Raw genomic sequence first — 23,626 nt, forward strand, 5'->3', positions numbered from 1 at the left:
TTGTGTGCGTGATATCATGGACTAGTGATCAATTTCATCTGGAGGTGGCCAAATATGAAAGCGCTATTTATTGGAGGAACAGGTACCATCAGTACAGCAATTACCGATCAGCTTGCCAAGCAAGGCTGTGAACTTTATTTGATCAACCGGGGTAATCAAAATGATAATTTGCCTGCGCAAATCAAAGTGCTGCAAGCCGATATTAACGATGAAGCACGGGTTGCGGAGCTGATTGCCGACCTGGAGTTCGATGTTGTCGCAGACTTTATTGCGTTTGTACCTTCCCAGCTGGAGAGAGATTACCGTTTGTTCAAAGACAAAACAAAGCAGTTTATATTTATCAGTTCGGCATCTGCCTACCAGACACCACTTGCTGATTATCGGATCACGGAAGGTACGCCTTTATCCAATCCGTATTGGGAATATTCACGCAACAAAATTGCATGTGAAGACTATTTGATGAAACAGTATCGTGAAGAAGGATTTCCGGTAACCATTGTGCGTCCAAGCCATACGTATAGTGAACGTTCTGTACCTCTCGGTGTACACGGGGCAGAGGGAAGCTGGCAGGTCCTCAAGCGCATACGTGAAAATAAACCCGTACTCATTCATGGAGATGGTACATCTCTCTGGACCATAACGCATAACCGTGATTTTGCCAAAGGATTTATTGGCCTTATGGGCAATATTCACGCCATTGGTGAATCGGTACATATTACCTCGGACGAGTCAGTAACCTGGAATCAGATCTATGAGATTATTGCAGGAGTGCTTGGTGTCAAGCTTCATGCGGTTCATGTATCTTCCGAGTTTTTGGCGGCGTGCAGTGATCAGGATCTTCGAGGCGGTCTGCTGGGAGACAAGGCGAATACGGTTGTATTTGATAACAGTAAGCTAAAAAGGCTTGTTCCAGAATTTGTGGCAACGATCAGGGCCGATCAAGGAATCCGGAGCACCATAGAATATATTCTTGCACATCCTGAATTGCAGACCGAAGATCCCGAATTTGATGCATGGTGTGACAAGGTGGTTGGAGTATTGGATGAAGCGTTGCTGAAAATTAGAGATGAGAAGTGAGGCGAGCATATGTCCCAAACCGGGCATCGACTGGTAAAGGAAATCACCAAAACCGTCACTTTGGACTATTTGCTGCACATTCCCGAGACGGAGGAACCGCTTGCTGCGGACCAGAAATGGCCTGTCATTTTGTTTCTTCATGGTTCTGGAGAACGTGGAAATGATCTGGAAAAGCTTAAAGCACACGGGGTTCCGCTTATTGCCGATCAGGACAAGAGTTTCCCGTTTATCGTGATTTCACCGCAATGTCCTGTGGACGAATTTTGGGGTATGCATCGCGAAGCTGTTATGGCTCTTCTGGAACATGTTTTGGAAAACGAAGCTGCTGACCCGAACCGGGTGTATCTTACAGGTCTGAGTATGGGCGGGTATGGTGCTTGGGATCTGCCACTGTTTTACCCCAATACATTTGCTGCATTGGCTCCTGTATGTGGGGGAGCAGACCCTTCCAAAGCGGAAGAACTGCATAATATACCGATCTGGGCATTCCATGGTGCCAAGGATGACATCGTTTATGTTACGGAATCCGAGAAAATTGTTCATGCGCTTGAAGCGTTGAACGCGGATGTGAAGCTGACGATATATCCTGAAGGTAATCATGATGCTTGGACCGAAACGTATGACAACCCGGAATTGTACAAGTGGTTTCTTAGCCATACGTTATAATCAATCAATCAATCAATCGTTCGTAATTGACAATATTCAGCATTATTAAGTATTTACTTTCGTTATTCGAATCGTTATAATCAAGAAAAAATGACACTTGTTAGGGGAGGCACCCCAACAGAGGACTTTGTTCCTTTGTTGGGGTGCCTCCTTTTTTTGTGTGCAGAAAAGGAGAGCAGACGTTGAAGAAATCTGAGAAGCGTATTAAAAAACAGGCCGAGCAGCTTACCAAAGTGGTACTTGCATTTGCTCTGCTGTCACCCCAAGCCTTGCTGGTCGAATGGGGTTCAACGGCCATTATGGCTGAAGCTGTGGAAACCATCAGTATTGTATCCGATACTTCCAGCATGAAGGCTGTTCAATCCTCCAAGGTGAAAGTGGAGATGAATAGTGATGGCAAATATAGAATTGTGTTGCTTCCTAATACAAACGTATTCTACGGTGGCGATACCGGGAATGTATCCACCATTATTGATCATAACGGAACACCCGTTAATTTTAAGTCGCTGCCCCTTAATTATTATCGAATCAATAATAATGTAATCGAAATGTCCAGGCAGAAAGACAACGTAGAGTATATTTTGCGCGTGTCCATCGTTAATGCCACATCTCAGGGCGGTTATATGAAGGTGGAGCTGGAGGCTGTTAACCGAAGCGGCTCTACGCTGAATCTGGGAGGTACGTTCTATTGGGATACGATGGTGAATGGCAACGATGCTTCTCCGTTTGAAGTGATTGAGAACGGCTGGCGCAATTACAGTGGAGGTGTTCAGGTAACTGCTTTTTATGCCAACACGTATAACGTTGTGGACGCAGATCGCATTTTCATGGGGCAGTACAATAGCCCGGACAATGCGCAGCTGACAGGTGGTTCTTCTCCATCTTCCTTTACGCCAGGGCAGACCGTTACCGCAACGGATACTGCTGCGCAGTTTTGGTGGAACGGCAAAGCAACCGCGAACCAGGCTTCACGCAAATTTTCGACGATTGTGGGGATTGGTCCCAAAAATGCACCGCCTTCATTTGCACTATCGGCACCGTCTTCGGGCCAGACCTATTACAAAGGAGAACAGCTTCAAATATCCGGTACAACCCGGGATACGGATGTGGGAGATCTTCTGACTGTCAAATGGTCAATCGACGGAGGCTCCGAAAACATGTTGACACAGATGACGGCTACAGGTTCCAATCAGTCGTTTAACACGAATTACACATTGCCAGACACGCTCGCAGATGGCGCACATACGTTGCAGGTGTGGGTAATGGATGACAAGGGAGGGGTCTCCTCTGCGAGCACTGTCAACTTCACGGTGAAAAGTTTCGTTGTTCCGGGAACACCGTCATTTACATCTGTTAACAATAATAATCTGACGGTCAACTGGGACAAAAAGGCGAATGATGCTTCCGTGACGTATGAACTGAAAAATGTAACGACGAATCAAACCTTTGATACGGGTACAACAAATAGTCGGCAGGTGACCGGGCTTACACCGAATACTCAATATTCTTTTGCTGTGCGCGCTAAAAATACAGTGGGTTCGTATACGGGGTATTCAAGTCCAGCTAGCAAATTTACACTAGCCAATGCACCAAGCGATGCAGCTGTGAGCCAGTCAGGTAACTCCGTTACGGCTAGTTGGAACAACAATGGCAATCCTGCGGGAACGAGTTACAAAACGGAAATACGTAACTCCGTCGGACAAGTGCTTGCATCGGGTACAACTTCATCAACTCGGACTGAACTTGCGTTAACTGGACTTGCAGACGGATTATATAACGTATATGTAGCAGCACTGAATGGAGAAGGCATACAGACTGCATTTACCTCTGCAGGTCAGATCACAAAGGACACAACCGGTCCCACTGCTCCCTCGATAGCAGTAAATCCTTCTTCTTGGACCAAGGAAGATGTCCTGGTTACGATTACAGCAGGCTCGGATGCCTTAAGTGGTGTACAGAAGACTGAGTACAAGCTGGGGATTGGGGGAGAATGGAAGGAATACACTGCTCCCATTACGGTTGCTTCTGAAGGAAATACACTCATTATTGCACGCAGCATAGATGCATTTGGCAATACAGGACAGGAGGCTTCTGTTACAGCACGAGTGGACCGTACAGCTCCGACACCTCCCGTCATCTCGTTAAATCCGACGGAGTGGACCCATTCGGCAGTAACGGTGACGTTAACGGCAGGTACGGATGAAGCAAGTGGAGTGGGTCTTACGCAATATAGACTTGGAGTTGAAGGAACTTGGGTCGATTATCGAGAGCCATTTACCATCAATACGGAAGGAATCACCGAGATTCAGGCGCGAAGTGTGGATCGGGCCTCTAATGTCAGTGCGTCAACTTCAGCCAATGCCCGGATCGACAAGACAGGGCCTGATGAGCCAAAGATTACACTCAGTGCTGATGAATGGACGAATCAGGATGTATCCTTTGAAATAACCAGCGGTGAAGATACAGGCAGTGGACTTGCCAAAAGCCAATATCGTCTAAACGAACAAGGCCCCTGGATCGATTACACTGGAGAAGTGAAGGTTACCGAAGAAGGACAAACCACAGTATATGCGCGCTCGCTTGACAGGGTAGGGAATGTAAGTACTATTACAAAAGCACTCATTCGACTGGATAAGACTGCTCCAACAGAGCCGGTTATTACATTAAGTCAGTCTGGCTGGAGCAAGGAAGCTGTACAATTTACGATTGCTGGCAGCGTAGACGAACATGCCATTTCTTATGAATATAGTTTGAATGGGGCCCCGTATATTGTAGGAAACTCAGGTACAGTGAGTTCAAACGGTCCCAACGTAATTCGAGCCAGAGCGAGAGACGCTGTCGGAAACGTTAGCAAGGAGGTCAGTCGTACGGCTTATGTCGATCAGGTTGCTCCAACGATTACATTTACACCGAATGGACAAGGCTGGATTGACACTAATATATCTGCTACCGTTCAATATGAAGATTCTGATTCGGGTATCAATGAGAATTCGCGATTGTACAGTGTGACCAACAGTACCGCATCGCCAGACAACTGGAATAAAGCCCGCTCGAATGAGCCTGTAATTTCAATTGAATCCGAAGGCATTTGGTATATCCATGCCAAAACAATAGATATGGCAGGGAATACATATGAGACCGTATCAGCACCTTATCAGATCCAGCGCAAGCCACAGCAGCCGGGAAATGCGAGCGTTACACAGATCAGTGAGACTTCGGCAGAACTTACGTGGGATCTGCCCACAGGAGAATGGTATACCGACGGGTATCAGTATGAAATCATAAACCATACGACAGGCCAGTCCTGGACACTGGATTATCCTAAACATAAGCTCATTGATCACTCCCTAAGTGGTGGGCAAGTCTATGATTACGAAGTGAGAGTTCGAAACCATACTGGCATAAGTGATGCAGTATCTGTCCGTGCACTGACAATCCCCGCGGCACCGGGATCATTACAAGTTCGAAAAGTCGATTCCCAGCCTGAGCTGGCAGAAGTACATTTCGATTCGGTTCAAGGTGCAACTGCCTACCGTATCACGGCTGCAACTTCGGATGGAAGTATTGTATTTGACCAGACGATCTCCGATTCTTCCAATATTCCGTACATGACCAATCTGGTCCCGGGGAGCATTCATACGATTTCGGTCACAGCACTGAATGAGAGTGGCACGGGAGAAAGCAGCAGGGTGGGATTCCTGACATTGCCTGCAGCACCTGGTGAATTTGTGGCAGTGCAGATTCGGGAGCATGAGATCTCTCTGGGATGGGAGACGGTAACTTCAGCTACGTATTACAGCCTTTCACGCAGTGGAGCTGGAGTCTACGAAGGATTGGAAACGGAGTATGTGGACGCAGGTCTGGATAGTGGAACAGAGTATAGCTATGAATTGCTGGCCGCAAACGAGACAGGAGAAGGTCCAGTAACAAGTTTGCAGAAGCTGCTGACATTGCCGGGGGCCATTGAAAGCTTGAGTATAGATAATGCTACAACAACGAGCATGCATCTCAGTTGGGATCCTGTAAGAGGCGCGGAGCGATACGAAGTCTTTGTGAATGGGGAGAAGCGGGAGACGCTGCTTGCTGGAACCCATGAATATCTGCTAACGGGATTGACTGCGGGAACGTTGGTTCAGGTGGACGTTCAGGCAGGCAATGGAAGTGGACAAGGTCAATCCAATCGAGTATTTGGAACGACGCTTCCCGAAAGTCCTTCAGGTCTTCACTTCGTTCAACCGACTGAAACAGGAGCAACACTCAGATGGGATGCAGTCCCCGGCGCGACGAAGTACCGGGTCGTTCTTGAGGGGCAGAGTTATGAGATTTCAGATACACAGATTGAAGTCCATCAGTTATCAGGCAACCGCCACTATACGTATCAGGTGGAGGCCGGAAATGCTGCTGGTTATGGTGCACCCACAAGCGGTGAACTGCTTACTTTGCCAACCAGACCTAAAGGGCTCAAAGTAACGCGTACGGATGAAACGAGCATTGGGGTGGAATGGGAATCTGTAAATACAGCCGAATCCTATATTGTGAGTATCAATGGGATCGAAGTGGGTCGAACTTCTGGACTTGCCTATACGGCTGAAGAATTGTCACCAGGCATGGAGTATTTAGTGGAAGTACAGGCCGTGAACACGTCTGGAGTCGGTCAGTCCGCCAGCTTGATTCGATTATCTAAACCAGCACCGCCTTCAGAAATCGTAGTTGAACCAGGGGTACATAAAGCCAACTTGTCATGGGCTTCGGTAGCAGGCGCTTCGGAGTATGTAATTCAACGGGGGAACAAAGAGATTTACCGTGGAACAGAGCTGACCACACTGATTTCAGGACTTGAGGATGGAACGATGCATCACTACACACTTGTTGCCATGAACAGACAAGGAACCCCATCCGAAGCGACGAATGTATCTGTACTGACATTGCCTGAGAAACCAGTGGAGATTAAGGCATTGGATGTGTCGGAAAACAGTCTTAGTCTGGATTTTACCAAAACAGGGGTAAAGGGTGCAGACGAATACATCATTGAACGCAATGGGCGAGAGATTGCTCGCATGGATGCGCGTGAAATCCGATTCGTAGATGAAGATTTGTCGCCAGGCACGAAATATACGTATAAGATCCGGGCGGTTAATGCAAGTGGTTCGGGTGCTTCCCTTACCTATGGAATAACCACTCAAACCCTGCCACTATCCTCAGATGGGATTACAGCGATCAAGGGAACGCACGCGTTTGATTTGGCGTGGGAAGCAGTAAAGGGAGCCGTCGCATATGAAATACGCAATCAGACAACGGGGGAAGTACAGACTGTGTCCGAACCATCGGTCCATCTCGCCAGTTTATTGGATGGCACGACGTATGAGTTTGAACTTACTGTTATGAATGAGGATGGTCACCGTTCTTCTCCTGTTCAGGTTCTTTTGTTGACCAAACCCATATCCCCACAAACAGCAAGTATTGCTGCCGTAACCGATCAATCGGCAACGCTGGATCTGAGTGGCAGCGCCACACGAGGCGCAGAACAGTTGATCATATTGCGAGATGGTATTGAAATTGACCGTATTCCGGCTGACAGCATTTCTTATGAAGACAATGACCTGACACCGGGAGAGAGATACACCTATACGGTTAAGACTTCGAATGCCTCGGGCGATAGCGATACGGGATTTGATGTTCAATTGCGTACCCTGCCTGCAACATTTACGGAAACGCTGCACCCAGATGTAATTGAAGAGACGGCAGCAGTGATTAAGTGGAAAAAGGTTCAAGGGGCAGAGGGTTACATTGTAATGATAGCGGATAACGAATTCACAACCATTACAGAGAATGATTTGACTGAGGTTACCCTTAATGGACTTACCAGCGCAGCTCAATATGATCAAGTACAGATCGTTCCTTATAATACGGCGGGTAAAGGAAGTCCAATGGTCATTGCTCCATTTTTCACCCTGCCTCATGTCGATTCTGTTGAGATGAAGCTATATCCGGAGACGGATCATGCCAGACTGGAATGGAATTTCCCTTATTTAAACGAAACGTTTGTGGTTCTAATGGATGGTATTGAGCTGTATAGAGGCAAACAAAAAGAGTATATCGTAAATGAGCTGCAGGGCGGAACGAACTACTACATCGAACTGTATACCGAGAACGGGCGGGGAGATACATCTCATAAGCTAGAATATACACTCTTGACCAAACCGGAAGCTCCCAAGGAAGTGGAATATCGTTCGACACAGGAGAGCATACAACTTCAGTTCGAAAAGAGCCATGTCAAGGGGGTTGAGCAATTCATCATTGAACGTGACGGTGCGGAGATCGGCCGAGTGTCTGTTGACGAGCCTTATTACAAAGACCATGGGCTTGAGCCAGGTGTAAATTATGTGTATACCATCAAAACCGTAAATGCTTCCGGTAAGAGCGAGGGCGGTTTCAATATAACAGCAGTAACGCTGCCTGGCAAAATTCCTTCTCCACCTCAAGTGGAAGAACGCGCTCAGCACGGTGCAGATATTATATGGGATATGATTCCTGGTGCAGCAGGCTATCGCATCTATCAGGAAGACGAGTTGATTGCGACAACAATGGAAACGTCGATTCATGTGACTGAATTGAAAAGTGCCCAGGTCTATTCCGACTTTTCTATTGTGCCTTTCAATAAGGCGGGAGACGGAAAGACAGTCGATGTACCCGAGTTCGAGACATTGCCTTCAGAAGAATTCACCGTTTCAGCGAACTCCCAGAGCACAAGCAGCATTGCATTGAGCTGGAAATTGGAATCTTTTAATGAAACGATCGTGCTTTCTAGTAGTGGGCGGGAAATCTATCGTGGAAAAGATCGAAGCTACATCTGGACAGGACTAACGGGCGGACAGCGCTATGATGTCATATTGTGGACTGAAAATTCAGCCGGGGAAAAAAGTGAAAGCCAGCAGGCCACTGCCGTGACTCTGCCATATCCACTTCCAAGCGGAAGTGGAGCTGGTTCACCTGCACCTTCCTCTAAACCGGAGGATGTTCAGTCGTCCGGAGTGTCTCAACCTGAGCAAAATGACAAAGCGGAAACAACAGCCAAGAAAGAGGTTAAGTTCATTGATATTGGTCAAACATTCAATAAAGATCAGATTATATGGCTGGCAGAGCAAAACATCATTCAAGGTGTGAGTGAAACCCACTTTGAACCCCGTCGTCCCATTACAAGAGCTGAGTTCACAGCACTTATTGTGCGATTAATGGGTCTGGATACATCTGCCGATTATCAGCATGCTTTTCGGGATGTGAACGATCAGGATTGGTTTGCTCCTGAGATCGAAGCAGCCGTAAGTCTTGGTATGGTACATGGCATGGGTAATGGTAAATTTGCTCCATATGCGCTGGTAACCCGGGAACAGGCATCGAAGATCATTGCGAATGTTATTCGCAAAATTAAGCCGGAATCCGCAACTTCACGTCGTGCTTTTACGGATCAGATGGATGTGTCCGATTGGGCCAAAGAAGAGGTTGAAGAGCTTGCTGGAATGTACATGCTTACCGGGTACGAAGACGGCAGTTTCCGACCCATGCAGCATCTGAGCAGATCTGAAGCCGCAGCCCTGATCTTCCGACTGAACAAACTGATCCGTATTATAGAAGAAGGTCAAACTATGGAGGAAGAGAACCGAACTATGGATGATAAAGGAACGAGTATTGATATAGACGGTAAGGCTAACATGTCAAAATTGGAGTAAAAAAACTAGGATTGAATCACATGGAAATTTATCATTTCATCATCCTCAGATGCTACATTATCCGTTATTCGACTTTTAATGTTATAATAGGTTGCCAATATGATAAAAAAGGGTAATGGACAGTGGTGATGAATGATGAATAATAAATTTATCCGAATCTATGAAGATATTGCAGCTCGTATTCGGACTGGAGAAATTGAAGCAGGTACGCTGCTTCCCTCGGAACTTGATTTATCGGAAAGTTATCAAACGTCTAGAGAGACAATTCGCAAAGCGCTTAAAATGCTGTCTGAAGAAGGTTATATTCAGAAAATTCAAGGTAAGGGCTCCATTGTATTGGATATACGTAAAATTGATTTTCCTATTTCGGGCCTCGTCAGCTTCAAGGAACTGGCTAAAAAAATGGGACATCGGGCCAAAACGTACGTTAAGGTTTTTGAAGAAAAAAAGGTTGATCAGGCCTTGTTCAAGAAAATCAATTTTGGCCTGAATGAAAAGGTCTGGGAGATCAGACGTGTACGGCAAGTGGATGGCGAACATGTCATTCTCGACAAGGACCATATAAGCCAGAGGCTTATTCCCGGTTTGAGCAAGGAAATATGTAATGACTCCATCTTCGAGTACATTGAGGAAGAGCTCGGGCTGACCATCTCTTTTGCCAAAAAGGAAATTTTGGTGGAGGAGCCTACTGCTGAGGATAGGGAATTGCTTGATCTCGAAGGATTCCACAATGTAGTTGTGGTTAGAAGTCAGGTTTACCTGGAGGATGCAAGTCAATTCCAGTTCACAGAGGCAAGGCATCGCCCGGACAAGTTCAGATTTGTGGACTTTGCCCGGCGTAGATGATATCCATTGACCATGGATATGAAACAGAGAGTACCTATTCACTTCTTTTAGGGGTGAACGAGGTGCTCTCTTTGTTTTGAAAACGATTTGAAGTGTTTAGGGGGTCGATTGCCAAATAGGGAGTGTTGATGGGGGAGGTAGCGAGTACAAAATAAATTCCTTATCATGGTAAAAATAACTTGACCAGTAAGCGTTTTCATTTTATTATATGTCCATAACCTTAACGATAAGGTAAATAAAATTAAATTATTTGTTTTATTATAAAGTTACTTATTGATTTTGATAACCTTATGGATGTGTGGGATACTCTTGATTTTAGTTAACTTATTGCCTTGAGCAGGGTTAATTGAAATAAATAAAAAAATGTAGGAGGTTCTAGCGAATGGTCAAGTTGCAAAAGTGTACAGTCTTTACCGTAATAGCTGCACTTATGTTGGTGATTCTGGGGAGTGCTGCACCCAAAGCGTCTGCTGCTACAGGATTTTATGTAAGCGGAGGCAAATTGTACGATTCCACTGGCAAGGCATTTGTCATGAGAGGTGTCAATCATGGACATTCATGGTTTAAGAACGACCTGAACACGGCTATTCCTGCAATTGCCAAAACAGGTGCCAACACCGTACGGATTGTGCTCTCCAATGGCGTGCAGTACACCAAAGACGATCTGAACTCCGTTAAAAACATCATTAATGTTGTAAGCGCAAACAAAATGATTGCGGTGCTTGAAGTACATGATGCAACAGGTAAGGATGACTATAATTCGTTGGATGCAGCAGTGAATTACTGGATTAGCATCAAGGAAGCACTCATTGGCAAAGAAGACAGAGTTATCGTAAATATCGCGAACGAATGGTATGGAACATGGAACGGTAGTGCTTGGGCTGACGGATACAAAAAAGCGATTCCGAAGCTGAGAAATGCCGGGATTAACAATACGTTGATCGTGGATGCAGCGGGCTGGGGGCAGTACCCACAATCCATCGTGGATTATGGACAAAGTGTATTTGCAGCAGATACACAGAAAAATACTGTGTTTTCGATTCACATGTATGAATATGCCGGTAAAGACGCGGCAACCGTAAAAGCCAACATGGAAAGCGTATTAAACAAAGGTCTGGCCCTGATCATCGGTGAATTCGGCGGATACCACACGAACGGAGATGTCGATGAATATGCGATCATGAAATATGGTCAGGAAAAAGGGGTAGGCTGGCTCGCATGGTCCTGGTATGGCAACAGTTCCGATTTGAACTATTTGGACTTGGCTACGGGTCCTAACGGAAGTTTGACAAGCTTTGGAAACACAGTCGTCAACGACACTTACGGAATCAAAAATACTTCAAAAAAAGCAGGGATCTACTAGGGTCTATAGGGTCTAGTTTTGCTAAAATGATTCATCCAATCCACTAGCGACATTAAGCTTGTTGTGACCACAAAATCTCTTCCAAACACTCTGACCAACACGTCAGGGTGTTTTTTTTTGAAAGAAAAATCATCAAAACAGAATTCTTTTGAATTTTTCCGTTTATATTCAAAATCTTTTGTTTTCAAAACAAAACAAAGATGATAAACTCTGATTAGGAATAAAACAAACATTATCGGAGGGGAACAAATGGTACAGAGTTTATGGAATTCATCACAGGCTTCGGAGAAAACAACCGGACTGGAGCAACTGGTCTACCGATCCAATCTGATTGGGTCAGATCGCCGTGTATGTAACATTTTCGGAGGCAACACGTCTACCAAAACGACGGTGAAAGATTTTCGCGGCCGTGATATAGAAGTGATGTATGTAAAAGGCAGCGGATCTGATCTGGCTTCTATGCAGGCGAAGCATTTTACAGGCCTTGGACTCGAAGATATTCGTCCATTAATCGAACGGGAATCCATGTCGGATGAAGAGATGGTCGAATACCTGGGTCATTGCATGATCGATTCCAAACACCCGCGTGCATCCATTGAGACGTTGCTGCATGCATTCCTTCCATATAAACATGTGGACCATACCCATCCAGATGCGATTATTAGTCTGTGTTGTGCAGATAACGGAAAAGAACTGGCGAAAGAGATTTACGGGGATCGATTTGTATGGGTTCCTTATGTGCGTCCAGGATTCACACTATCCAAGATGATTGCTGAAAGCGTATTCTCGAATCCCAATGCCGAACTGGTTCTGATGGAGAAGCATGGACTCGTGACTTGGGGAGAAACATCGGAAGAATGTTACGCCCAGACGATCAAAATTATTAATGAAGCGGAAGCCTTCATTGAAGCACGTGTTGACCAAGGAAGCCTGTTTGGCGGAGAGAAGTATCCTGCGTTTGAGGCAGAAGTGCGTCGCCAGATCGTATCCAAAGTAATGCCGACCATTCGCGGAGCGGTATCGGATAGCAAAAAAATGATTTTGTCCTTTGACGATCAGGAGGATGTGCTCGCCTTCGTTGGAGGAGTGGATTCGCCGAAGCTGTCACAGGTAGGCGCGGCGTGCCCGGATCATTTGGTGCACACCAAAGCGGTACCTCTATTCATCGATTGGACACCGGACGCGGAGGATATTGAAGGGCTGAAATCCAAACTGGTGGAAGGCGTAGCCGCCTACAAAGAACAATATCAACAATATTTTGAGAGCAACAAAAATGATGGTGACGTGATGTTCGAAGCTGCACCTCGCGTCATTCTTATCCCAGGTGTGGGCATGATCAACACAGGCAAGAGCTGGGCACTGTCCCAGGTGAGCGGGGCATTGTATCATAGAGCCATTGCCGTGATGCGGGGTGCGACAAGTCTGGGCCAATTCGTATCCCTCAGCGCCAATGAATCCTACAATGTGGAGTACTGGCCGCTTGAGCTTTACAAATTATCGCTGGCTCCGGCGGAGACTGAGTTTTCCCGCAAAGTGGCGTTTATTACCGGGGGTGCCGGTGGAATTGGAAGTGAAACCGCACGCAGATTGGTATCTGAAGGGGCACATGTCGTTCTCGCGGACCTCAACCTTGAAGGAGCACAGAAGGTAGCTCAGGAAATTAACGACCAATATGGTGCCAATCGAGCATATGCATTGAAGATGGATGTAACGGATGAGGAAGCCGTGCAATCTGCGTATGCCGAAGTTGCTGTACAATATGGCGGCTTGGATATTATCGTGAACAATGCAGGCCTGGCCACCTCTAGTCCGTTTGACGAAACATCGTTAAAAGAATGGAACTTGAACATGAATGTGCTGGGTACTGGGTACTTCCTCGTGGCACGTGAAGCTTTCAAGTTGATGAAACAACAGGGGATTGGCGGCAGTATGGTATTTATCGGGTCCAAAAACTCAGTCTATGCGGGTAAAAGCGCCTCAGCTTACAGCTCGGCCAAAGCACTTGAGGCTCATTTGGCCCGCTGCATCGCGGCGGAAGGTGGGGAATACGGTATTCGTGTAAATACGATTCTCCCGGATGCCATCCTGCAAGGTTCAGCGATCTGGAACGGTTCATGGAGAAATGAACGTGCAGCAGCCTATGGTATCGAACCGGATCAACTGGAAGAGTACTATCGTAAACGAACAACTTTGCTCGTCAATATTTATCCGAGAGATATTGCGGAAGGCATCGCCTTTTTTGCCTCTTCCAAATCAGAAAAAACAACCGGTTGCATGATGACGATTGATGGCGGTGTGCCAGCAGCATTTACACGATAATAAGGAGGGTTCTCGCACATGGAAAATCAAGTCAAGCAAGCATATGAAGCAGCCAAATTATTATATGCTCAGCATGGAATTGATACGGATGAAGTGCTGAAGAAGCTCGCGGAAATCAAAGTGTCTGTTCACTGTTGGCAAGGGGACGATGTAAAAGGTTTTCTGAATAAAGATGGGGAACTTACGGGTGGAATATCCGTTACAGGTCAATATCCGGGGGCTGCAACGACACCCGCAGAGCTTCGGGCAGACCTGGAGCAAGCCTTCTCCATGATTCCCGGCAAACATAAGGTCAATTTGCACGCGATCTATGCGGATACGGACGAACAAGTAGAGCTGGATCGGATTGAGCCGAAGCATTATGAGAACTGGGTAAAATGGGCCAAAGAACAAGGGCTCGGTCTGGATTTCAATCCAACCTGTTTTTCACATGAAAAATCAAGTGACGGTTTCACGCTAAGTCATTCCGATCCGGCGATTCGCAAGTTCTGGATTGATCACTGCAAAGCATCCCGCCGCATTGGCGCTTACTTTGGCGAGCAGCTGGGCCAGACTTGTGTAACCAATGTATGGGTGCCGGACGGGTTCAAGGATAATCCGGTCGATCGCATGACACCGCGGAAGCGGCTGAAGGATTCACTAGATGAGGTATTTGCCGAGAAGCTTGATCCCAAGTATCATCTGGATGCGGTCGAGAGTAAGCTGTTTGGCCTCGGCTCAGAAGCGTATGTCGTTGGTTCTCATGAATTCTATATGGGCTATGGACTGCAAAATGATACGTTAATCTGCCTTGATGCCGGACATTTTCATCCAACGGAAGTTATTTCTAACAAACTATCTTCACTGGCCCTGTTTACCAACGGCATTCTGCTGCATGTCAGCCGTCCAATGCGTTGGGACAGTGACCATGTTGTCATTATGGATGATGAGCTGCTGGAAATTGCTCGCGAATTGGTACGTCATGATCTGCTTCCAACGACACATATCGGACTCGATTTCTTTGATGGAAGCATCAATCGAGTTGCTGCGTGGGTAGTTGGCACACGCAACACCATTAAAGCATTGCTACGTGCGATGTTGGAACCTGTGGATGCTCTGAAATCAGCGGAGCTGGAAGGGGATTACACCCTTCGTCTTGCTTTGACAGAAGAGTTTAAGTCCTATCCTTTCGGCGCGATCTGGGATTATTATTGCGCCCAGCAGCAAGTACCTGTACGTGAACAGTGGATTGCTGAGATCAAAACCTATGAGCAGGAAGTTTTACTTCAACGAGATAAATCTTTCGTATAGGGTGATGCAGGCCACGGTGGAGAAGTTTTCCACTGTGGCTTTTTTGCATGGAAACAGCTGCGAAATGCATAACTGCGGTCAGAATTTCCATACTAAAAATACATAGAAAAATGCAAAGCTTCAATGCTAGTACTGCAACGTAGAGGAGGATGCATCCGATTTGAATCTCGCCCACAACAAATTGTATATCGCGGCACTTGGCGGCTTGAATGAAATAGGTAAGAACATGTATCTGATCCAATATAATCAGGACATCATTGTCATCGACTGTGGCTCCAAATTCCCGGATGAAACCCTACCGGGCATTGATCTCATCATTCCGGATGTGACGTATCTGCTGGAAAATCAGGACAAGGTAAGGGCGCTTGTGGTTACCCATGGACATGAAGACCACATTGGCGGCATTCCCTATTTGTTAAAACAAATCAATATCCCGGTGTATGCATCCAGACTGACACGAGGATTAATTGAACTGAAACTGAAAGAGCATGGGCTGCTGCGCAAAGCAGATCTGCATACGGTTGATTCCAAATCCAGCATTACGCTGGGTGGAATTCAGATTTCTTTTTTTGCGACCAGTCACAGCATACCGGATTGCCTGGGTATTTTCTTTCAAACACCTGGAGGAAATGTCGTCCATACCGGGGATTTCAAGTTTGATATGTCACCTGTAAATGGGCCGTATCCCGATCTGCACCGTATGGCCGAGATTGGCAAACAAGGTGTACACGTGCTGTTGTCCGAGAGCACCAATGCAGAGAGACCGGGGTTCACCCCTTCCGAGCGTGTCGTAGGTGACCACATATTGGACGCGTTTATTCGTGCCAAACAAAAAGTGTTTATTTCTACCTTTGCGTCCAACGTAAGCAGGGTTCAACAGATTGTAAATGCAGCGTTCGAGACGGGGCGCAAGCTGGCTCTGCTGGGTAGAAGCATGCTTAATGTAGTGTCCGTAGCTAGTGAACTGGGATACCTGGATGTACCAGAGGGGCTGCTCATTGAGGCCATTGATTCGGACCAGTTTCCACCTGATGAGGTCGTTGTGCTCTGTACGGGAAGTCAGGGTGAAACGATGGCTGCTTTATCCCGTTTGGCGGCCTCCAAACATCCTCATGTGAAGATTGCACCTGGAGATACCGTCATTATTGCCGCTGGGGCGATCCCGGGGAACGAACGCAATCTTGCGCATGTCATTGATAATCTGTATGTGCTCGGAGCACGCGTCATTTACGGTTCAAGCGGAGCAGCAGGCATGCATGTATCAGGACACGGCAGCCAGGAAGAACTCAAACTGATGCTGACCCTGATGAAGCCTGATTATCTAATTCCAGTTCACGGTGAGTTCCGCATGCTGTATCAGCATAGACAACTGGCGGAGTCCGTGGGGATCGAACGGGATCATGTATTCATCGTGAACAATGGGGATATGATTCAGTACAAAGATGGCGTGGCATCTCCTGGTCCCAAAATTGCTTCAGGCAACAGTCTGGTCGACGGTCTGATCATGGGCGACGTCGGGAATATCGTGCTGCGTGATCGCCGGCAACTGTCATCCGATGGAATGCTGGTGATTGTGACTACGCTGAGCAAAACGGAGAAACATATGGTGACAGCGCCTGAGATTATTTCCAGAGGTTTTGTGTTTGTGAAGGATTCTGAGGAGTTCATGAAAGAGATTCATGAGCTGGTTCAGAACAAGATGGATGAGTTAACCGGAAGCGGAGCGAATCAGTGGAATGTGATCAAAAGAAAGCTGAAAGACGAGATCGGTCATTACATCTACGCCCAGACAAAACGAAGACCAATGATTCTGCCCATTATTATTGAGGTTTGAGAAAGTGGAGCAGAGCCGATGTATAGAGATTAAGATGTGGATTAAAATTAAGATTAAGATAGTCAAAAGCCTGAGAAATGTAGGATCATACCGTTTTTCGTATGAACCACACATTTCAGTCAGGCTTTTATTGTTAACTAACCTATTGATCCTTCAGCAATCCAGATTGTCTCACAGAGGAGAGGAATTGGTGGAACTGCTCGATATTTAATTGCTGTGCGCTATCCGAGAGGGCTACGGCCGGATTCGGATGAACCTCAACCATAACGCCATCTGCACCCGCAGCAAGTGCTGCCTTGGCACAAGGGGCAAGGATATCTTTGCGCCCTGTAGAGTGGGTGACGTCCACAAGCACAGGCAGATGGGTTTCCTGTTTCAGAATCGGCACGGCAGAGATGTCTAGTGTGTTTCGTGTTGCTTTTTCATAGGTGCGAATGCCGCGTTCAATCAGCATAACTTGTTTGTTCCCGCGGGATACAACGTACTCCGCAGCATGAACGAATTCATCAATGGTTGCCGCCAAACCACGTTTCAGCAGAATAGGAATCTTAACATCCCCGGCAGCCTTGAGCAGTTCAAAGTTTTGCATGTTACGGGCACCGATCTGGATGACATCAATATACTGTCCAGCCAATTCAATATGACTTGGATGCACAATCTCACTAATGGTCTTCAGTCCGAACTCGTCGGCAACTTCCTTCAGAATTTTCAATCCTTCGATTCCGAGTCCCTGGAAGTCATATGGAGAAGTACGAGGTTTAAATGCACCTCCGCGCATTACGGTAATGCCGGCCGCTTTCAGCGCTGCTGCGACCTCGCGTACCTGCTCATAACTTTCAACCGAGCATGGGCCAGCGATCATAATGGGTTTGCCTGCGCCAACCTTGACGTTTCCGATGGAGACGACAGTATCTTCCTGCTGATTTTTGCGGCTAACGAGCAGTTGTTTCTTATGTTCGTCGACCTGAAGGTTCAGGGAAGCCTGGAAAATCTGTTTGAACAGAAGTTTGATGGCATCGTCTTGGAAAGGCCCAGGATTGGCAGCAGTCAGTTCCTCCAGCATTTCTTTTTCGCGAACCGGATCAAATTTGGGTACACCCTGTTTTTCCTTGATTTGACCAATTTCCTGTGTAATTTGGGCCCGTTCTGACAACAAGTGCAGGAGGTTATGATTAATCTCACTCAATCGGCCTCTTAATTGTTCCAAGTTCATGCTTTGATCCATGCTGATCCACTCCTTCAATTTAAATTTATGAAAAAACACAAAAAGGCCCTTCATCCGTAAGGGACGAAGAAGCCGTGGTACCACCCTAATTAGAAACGGTCCTGCTGATTGAATACAGCCGATCTGTTTCTCACTTTGACCTTTTAACGCAAGGAACGGATTGTCCTAGAAGCTATATCCATGAGGAGCAGCTCTTCAGCAATCGGCTCGGGAGTGAACTTCGGCGGCATGTTCCTTTCGGGTGCTCTCAGTCTTCGGCACCACGTCCCTGTAATGAACGATAACTCCGCGTACTCTTTCCGTCATAGCCTGTATGAATAATGATATTCGGTTCTGTATTTCATGATGCACGTTATGAATTGAAGTTATACTAGCATCTCATGTTCCTTGTCTGCAAGAAGCTGAATTAATGCCATGCATCAATAACGCTTTACCGTGACGCATTGCACATGCACTTTCAGAGTTCTGTGAGATTTACTAATATCTCCATGGGAATAGTATTCGCAAGGGTTTGCCATTCGAAGTATAATATAAGGTAATATAAGTGAATTCAAGCGAATGAGAATAAGAGGAGAAGTTATGAATAAAACGATTTCGGATATCGCCCAAATGGCAGGCGTGGCGAAGAGCACCGTCTCTCGTTTCCTGAATGGTGGTTCTGTTAGTGACGATACACGGCAGAAAATTGAGCGCATTATTAAACAATATAATTACGTACCCAATACGTTCGCACAGAGTCTTAAAGCCAAAAAAACCAGTATTATTGGAACGGTTGTTCCTCGTCTGGATTCCTTTGCAACCTCTCAGACATTGATCGGCATCGATGAAGAATTAAGAAATAATCAGTATCAGATGCTGATCGCGAATACGAGCCAGGATATGCAGCGCGAGATTGATGCCATATATGACTTTGCCAGACAGAAGGTATCCGGCATTATTCTGCTTGCCGCAGAAGTGACCGATGCACATCTCAAAGCTGTTGAAGACATCGGAATTCCGGTGCTATTGGTAGGGCAGCAGCATGAACAGTTACACAGTCTGGTTCATAATGATGATCAGGCGGGGTATGAGATGGGTAAACATGTTGTGGAAAAGGGCCATCGGAAAATCGTCTATATTGGCGTTACCGAGAGAGATCAGGCGGTAGGTATCCATCGCAAACAGGGGTTCAAGCGTGCGATCGACGAATGCGGTGGATGTGATGTGACATATTACGAGACAAGCTTTAAAATGTCCGAGGCGATCATTACCGCAGAAGCGATTTTGAAAAAAAGCAAACCGACGATTATTGTGGGCGCAACAGATAACATCGCACTGGGTGTGATGAAGATTGCTTTTTCCAATAAGATACAAATCCCGCAGGATTTATCGGTTACCGGATTTGGTGGTTATGAAATTACCGAGATGATTCATCCTACACTAACGACAGTAAAATATCATTATTTTGAGGCAGGTCAAGTGGCGGCCCAGCACATTATTCGTCTGGTACAAGGCGATCCGGTGGAGCAGTGCACGATTCTTGATGTGGAGATTATTCCACGAGAAAGCGTTGACAAGATATAAATGAATCCTTTATGATAATTCCATCGAACCGGTTCCACTCCGAATATCCATTAAGGATATGGAACACGGTGGCAGGCGAAAAAGCCATATGGAATTATTTTTTTGAGCGTGTTGGAACCGGTTCCTCTAATTTAGGTTTTACTTTTCGCTAGGATGGAGAACACTTTTTATGAAAATGACTAGAGAGCAACGCTACAGACGTATCGAGCAGGCAGAGCCTGGAGAAATAGGCAAGCTGGAAGCTTTGATCTCTGCTTGTCCGTGGAGACTGCATTACCATATCCAGCCGATAACCGGACTGCTTAACGATCCTAACGGATTCTCCTATTACCAGGGATATTATCATCTGTTCTATCAGTGGTTCCCACTCGGGACCGAGCATGGAATGAAGTATTGGTATCATACCCGTTCAACGGATCTGGTGCATTGGGAAGAAGTCGGAATCGGAATCCAGCCGGGCGACACATATGATTCACACGGGGCATATTCGGGCAGTGCTATTGAAAAAGATGGCCAGCTCAATCTGCTATACACAGGCAATACAAGAGATGAGGACTGGATCAGGCATCCGTATCAGTGTCTGGCGATTATGCATGAAAGCGGTTCAATAACCAAAGTGCAGCAACCTGTGATCTCTGAAGTACCTTCTGGTTACACGGAACATTTCAGAGACCCCAAGGTTTGGCAGCAAGGTGACACGTATTATTGTGTGATTGGAGCCCAGCGTGTAGATGAAACGGGATGCACCGTATTATATCGCTCGTCAGATCTCAGAAACTGGACGTTTCTAGGAGAGATTCATACTGGGCTACCTAACTTTGGCTACATGTGGGAGTGCCCCGATTATATGGAGATGCAGGGTAAGGGTGTACTGATCTTTTCGCCGCAGGGAATAGAGAGTCAGGGAGATGAGTATCACAACATTTTTCAGTCGGGCTATCTGATTGGCGAACCACTGGATCTTCAGACAAGGCACTTCGAACATGGTCCGTTTCAGGAGCTGGATCGTGGATTTGACTTTTATGCCCCGCAGACGATGCAGGCGCCGGATGGAAGACGAATTTTGGTGGGGTGGATGGGACTTCCCGATTTGGAGTATCCGACAGATAAGAGTGGATGGGCACATTGCCTAACAATTCCGCGGCAGTTGTCACTCCGGGAGGGGAAATTAATTCAGCAGCCAGTCTCTGAAATGGTGAAGCTGCGTGGGGATTCTGAAGGGACTCACATGGAATTCACAATGGATCATGAGACTCGATCTTTCGCAGACTTTGCTGGAATGGCTTATGAATTGGAATGTGAAATCCGTGATTTTGACGCAGAGGTAGTAGGCATTGAATTGCGGGCGAGTGCAGAAGAGAAGACCTTGTTGCAATACGATCGGTTGACTCAGAAAGTAACCCTGAATCGTTCGCAGTCAGGCGCCACGCTCGCGGATCAGAACGGGAATATTCGGCGCTGCGCATTGAATGCAGACGTGCTTAAGTTCCATATCTTTGTGGATTCTTCTTCTGTTGAGATCTTTGTCAATGATGGAGAAGAGGTATTCACAAGCCGTATCTTCCCAAGCAAGGAAAGTGTGGAGATTCGCTTCTTTGCACATGAAGGCAAGGCAGGATTTCAGGCATCAAAATGGGATTATTAGATATAACGTGAGAGGAATGAAGAACCATGTCGGATAATCAGCAGATTGCCCAGGACGTTATTCGTGCCATCGGGGGCAAAGAAAATATCGCATCATTTGCACACTGTGCAACACGTCTTCGGATCATGGTGAATGACAAGGACAAGATTGATCAGAAGCAGGTCGAGAACATTGACAAAGTGAAAGGGGCCTTTTTCAACTCGGGCCAGTATCAGATCATTTTTGGAACAGGAACAGTGAACCGGATATTTGAAGAGGTTGAGAAGCTGGGCATCGAAGGGTCTTCCAAGGAAGACGTGAAGAGTCAGGGCAAAAAGGAAGGCAATGCTTTTCAACGGGCCATTCGCACGTTTGGTGACGTTTTTGTACCGATTATTCCTGTGCTGGTCGCAACGGGGCTCTTCATGGGTCTGCGCGGGCTGCTCACTCAAAATGAAATTCTATCGCTATTTGGTGCAACACCGGAGGACATTTCGCCCAATTTCTTATTATTTACTCAAATCCTGACGGACACGGCATTTGCATTTCTGCCTGCACTTGTAGCCTGGTCTGCGTTCCGCGTGTTTGGCGGGAGTCCGGTTCTCGGCATCGTTTTGGGTCTAATGCTTGTGAATCCGGCGCTTCCGAATGCATACGCTGTGGCCGATGGATCAGCACAACCGCTGCATATGTTCGGATTCATACCGGTGGTCGGGTATCAGGGTTCCGTACTGCCTGCGTTCTTCGTCGGATTGATCGGAGCGAAGTTTGAGAAGGTTCTAAGAAGACGCGTGCCAGAGGCGCTCGATTTAATTCTCACCCCTTTTATTACGCTGACGGTCATGATTACGCTGGGCCTCTTCGCAATTGGTCCGGTATTCCATTCTCTTGAGGAGTGGGTACTGCATGGAACAACAGCCGTATTGGGACTGCCATTTGGTATTGCGGGTATTATTATTGGTTTCTTCCATCAAATTATTGTTGTTACCGGTGTACATCACATCTTTAACTTTCTGGAGATTCAATTGCTGGAGAAAACGGGCTTTAATCCGTTCAACGCGATTATTACATGCGCTATGGCTGCGCAAGGAGCAGCTTGTCTGGCGGTGGGGTTGAAGACCAAAAATACAAAGCTGAAAGCACTCGCACTGCCTTCGTCATTCTCTGCATTTCTAGGGATTACCGAACCTGCTATCTTCGGGGTTAACTTGCGGTATATGAAACCGTTTATCATGGGCCTTGTAGGAGGCGCTGTCGGTGGATTTATCGCGTCATTGTTCCATTTGCAAGGTACAGGTATGGCGGTGACGGTTATTCCGGGCACCCTGCTGTATTTGAACAGTCAATTGCCTTTGTACATTTTGTCCAACGTGGTGGCCATGGGAATTGCATTTGCACTTACCTGGTTCTTCGGATATAAGGATCAGCCGGTTGCGGAGGAAGTTCCGAGCAATGCAGGAGATGAGAGCAAGACGGAAGTTCTGTCGCAAAAGTCAAACTCACCTGCCAGCCAGGCCGTTAACCATCGCACCAAGGTAGATATGTTGGAAATTGCATCACCGATCACAGGCACAGCTGTTGCTTTGGAGCAGGTTCCTGATCCTGCATTCTCGGAAAAGCATATGGGAGAAGGGATCGCTATCGAGCCTTCTGAGGGCAAAGTATTTGCACCTTTTGACGGCGTCATCGCTCATGTGATGAATAAAAGCAAACATGCCGTAATCCTGGAACATGAAACCGGTGTTCAGATGCTTGTGCATATTGGAATTAATACCGTTGGACTGAAGGGTGAAGGTTTTACCGCATATGTGAATAGCGGAGACACCGTAACCGCAGGTCAACTGTTGATTGAATTTGACATGGAAGCGATCCAGGCTGCCGGGCTGCCATTGATTACACCTGTGCTCATCCCGAATGGGAACGAAAAGATCGAACAGGTGATGCCAACTACGACCGGCCCTGTTCAAGCTAATGGAGAAGCACTAATCGTTGTGAAATTTACTGAACCGCAATAAGCGTAAACTTTTGAAAAAGACAGGTCGAAAAATGCAAAAAGACCCGGTGTATATCACCAGGGTTTCTTTGCATTTTT

General features: G+C 46.7%; 12 protein-coding genes. 11 read left to right on the forward strand and 1 reads right to left on the reverse strand.

Going from position 1 to position 23,626, the window contains the following annotated elements; all coding sequences use genetic code 11:
- The first annotated feature begins 54 nt into the window (after positions 1–54).
- The 8 genes from BLV50_RS03535 to BLV50_RS03570 all read left to right on the forward strand — a co-directional run bounded on the left by BLV50_RS03535 (position 55) and on the right by BLV50_RS03570 (position 17,122).
- On the forward strand, positions 55–1,077 hold the full coding sequence (locus BLV50_RS03535; RefSeq protein ID WP_064638770.1) for an SDR family oxidoreductase: 1,023 nt from the start codon (positions 55–57) through the stop codon (positions 1,075–1,077).
- 9 nt (positions 1,078–1,086) lie between these two features.
- Entirely contained in the window at positions 1,087–1,743 is a 657-nt protein-coding gene (locus BLV50_RS03540) for a carboxylesterase family protein (RefSeq protein ID WP_063563494.1), read from the forward strand.
- Positions 1,744–1,925: 182 nt separating this feature from the next.
- Positions 1,926–9,470 (forward strand): fibronectin type III domain-containing protein, encoded by a 7,545-nt coding sequence (locus BLV50_RS03545; protein ID WP_090805905.1) that lies wholly within the window; start codon positions 1,926–1,928, stop codon positions 9,468–9,470.
- Between the two features lie 135 nt (positions 9,471–9,605).
- Positions 9,606–10,316: a trehalose operon repressor gene (gene treR / locus BLV50_RS03550; RefSeq protein WP_079694432.1), complete on the forward strand. Its 711-nt coding sequence runs from the start codon at positions 9,606–9,608 to the stop codon at positions 10,314–10,316.
- 430 nt (positions 10,317–10,746) lie between these two features.
- A complete protein-coding gene (locus tag BLV50_RS03555; RefSeq protein ID WP_371121417.1) occupies positions 10,747–11,679 on the forward strand; it encodes a glycoside hydrolase family 5 protein in 933 nt (310 codons plus the stop codon).
- Between the two features lie 249 nt (positions 11,680–11,928).
- Entirely contained in the window at positions 11,929–13,998 is a 2,070-nt protein-coding gene (locus BLV50_RS03560; protein ID WP_090805909.1) for a bifunctional aldolase/short-chain dehydrogenase, read from the forward strand.
- Positions 13,999–14,016: 18 nt separating this feature from the next.
- Positions 14,017–15,288 (forward strand): L-rhamnose isomerase, encoded by a 1,272-nt coding sequence (rhaA, locus tag BLV50_RS03565; protein WP_072732628.1) that lies wholly within the window; start codon positions 14,017–14,019, stop codon positions 15,286–15,288.
- A gap of 160 nt (positions 15,289–15,448) precedes the next feature.
- The gene (locus BLV50_RS03570) at positions 15,449–17,122 is read left to right on the forward strand and encodes a ribonuclease J (protein ID WP_090805911.1); all 1,674 of its coding nucleotides are present in this window, start codon (positions 15,449–15,451) and stop codon (positions 17,120–17,122) included.
- A 142-nt stretch (positions 17,123–17,264) separates the two neighbouring features.
- Here the strand turns inward: BLV50_RS03570 and BLV50_RS03575 are convergent, their stop codons facing one another.
- Positions 17,265–18,347, reverse strand: coding sequence for a bifunctional 3-deoxy-7-phosphoheptulonate synthase/chorismate mutase (locus BLV50_RS03575; protein ID WP_063563501.1), 1,083 nt, complete (start codon positions 18,345–18,347; stop codon positions 17,265–17,267).
- A 579-nt stretch (positions 18,348–18,926) separates the two neighbouring features.
- On the opposite strand from BLV50_RS03575, the gene BLV50_RS03580 reads away from it, so the two are divergent.
- From BLV50_RS03580 to BLV50_RS03590, 3 genes are all read left to right on the forward strand, one after another.
- Positions 18,927–19,910 carry a LacI family DNA-binding transcriptional regulator gene (locus BLV50_RS03580; protein WP_063563502.1) on the forward strand — a complete coding sequence of 328 codons (984 nt, stop codon included), beginning with the start codon at positions 18,927–18,929 and terminating at the stop codon, positions 19,908–19,910.
- Between the two features lie 169 nt (positions 19,911–20,079).
- Positions 20,080–21,555: a glycoside hydrolase family 32 protein gene (locus BLV50_RS03585; protein ID WP_090805914.1), complete on the forward strand. Its 1,476-nt coding sequence runs from the start codon at positions 20,080–20,082 to the stop codon at positions 21,553–21,555.
- A 26-nt stretch (positions 21,556–21,581) separates the two neighbouring features.
- Positions 21,582–23,549, forward strand: coding sequence for a sucrose-specific PTS transporter subunit IIBC (locus BLV50_RS03590; RefSeq protein ID WP_090805917.1), 1,968 nt, complete (start codon positions 21,582–21,584; stop codon positions 23,547–23,549).
- Positions 23,550–23,626: the final 77 nt, after the last annotated feature.

The organism is Paenibacillus sp. 276b, assembly GCF_900107875.1.
Classification (GTDB): domain Bacteria; phylum Bacillota; class Bacilli; order Paenibacillales; family Paenibacillaceae; genus Paenibacillus; species Paenibacillus marchantiae.

Bases quoted from the DNA above. Each gene is read 5' to 3' on its own strand.
- BLV50_RS03535 (WP_064638770.1), top strand. From the start codon at position 55: ATGAAAGCGCTATTTATTGGAGGAACAGGTACCATCAGTACAGCAATT.
- BLV50_RS03540 (WP_063563494.1), top strand. From the start codon at position 1,087: ATGTCCCAAACCGGGCATCGACTGGTAAAGGAAATCACCAAAACCGTC.
- treR (WP_079694432.1), top strand. From the start codon at position 9,606: ATGAATAATAAATTTATCCGAATCTATGAAGATATTGCAGCTCGTATT.
- BLV50_RS03555 (WP_371121417.1), top strand. From the start codon at position 10,747: ATGTTGGTGATTCTGGGGAGTGCTGCACCCAAAGCGTCTGCTGCTACA.
- BLV50_RS03560 (WP_090805909.1), top strand. From the start codon at position 11,929: ATGGTACAGAGTTTATGGAATTCATCACAGGCTTCGGAGAAAACAACC.
- rhaA (WP_072732628.1), top strand. From the start codon at position 14,017: ATGGAAAATCAAGTCAAGCAAGCATATGAAGCAGCCAAATTATTATAT.
- BLV50_RS03575 (WP_063563501.1), bottom strand. From the start codon at position 18,347: ATGGATCAAAGCATGAACTTGGAACAATTAAGAGGCCGATTGAGTGAG.
- BLV50_RS03580 (WP_063563502.1), top strand. From the start codon at position 18,927: ATGAATAAAACGATTTCGGATATCGCCCAAATGGCAGGCGTGGCGAAG.
- BLV50_RS03585 (WP_090805914.1), top strand. From the start codon at position 20,080: ATGAAAATGACTAGAGAGCAACGCTACAGACGTATCGAGCAGGCAGAG.
- BLV50_RS03590 (WP_090805917.1), top strand. From the start codon at position 21,582: ATGTCGGATAATCAGCAGATTGCCCAGGACGTTATTCGTGCCATCGGG.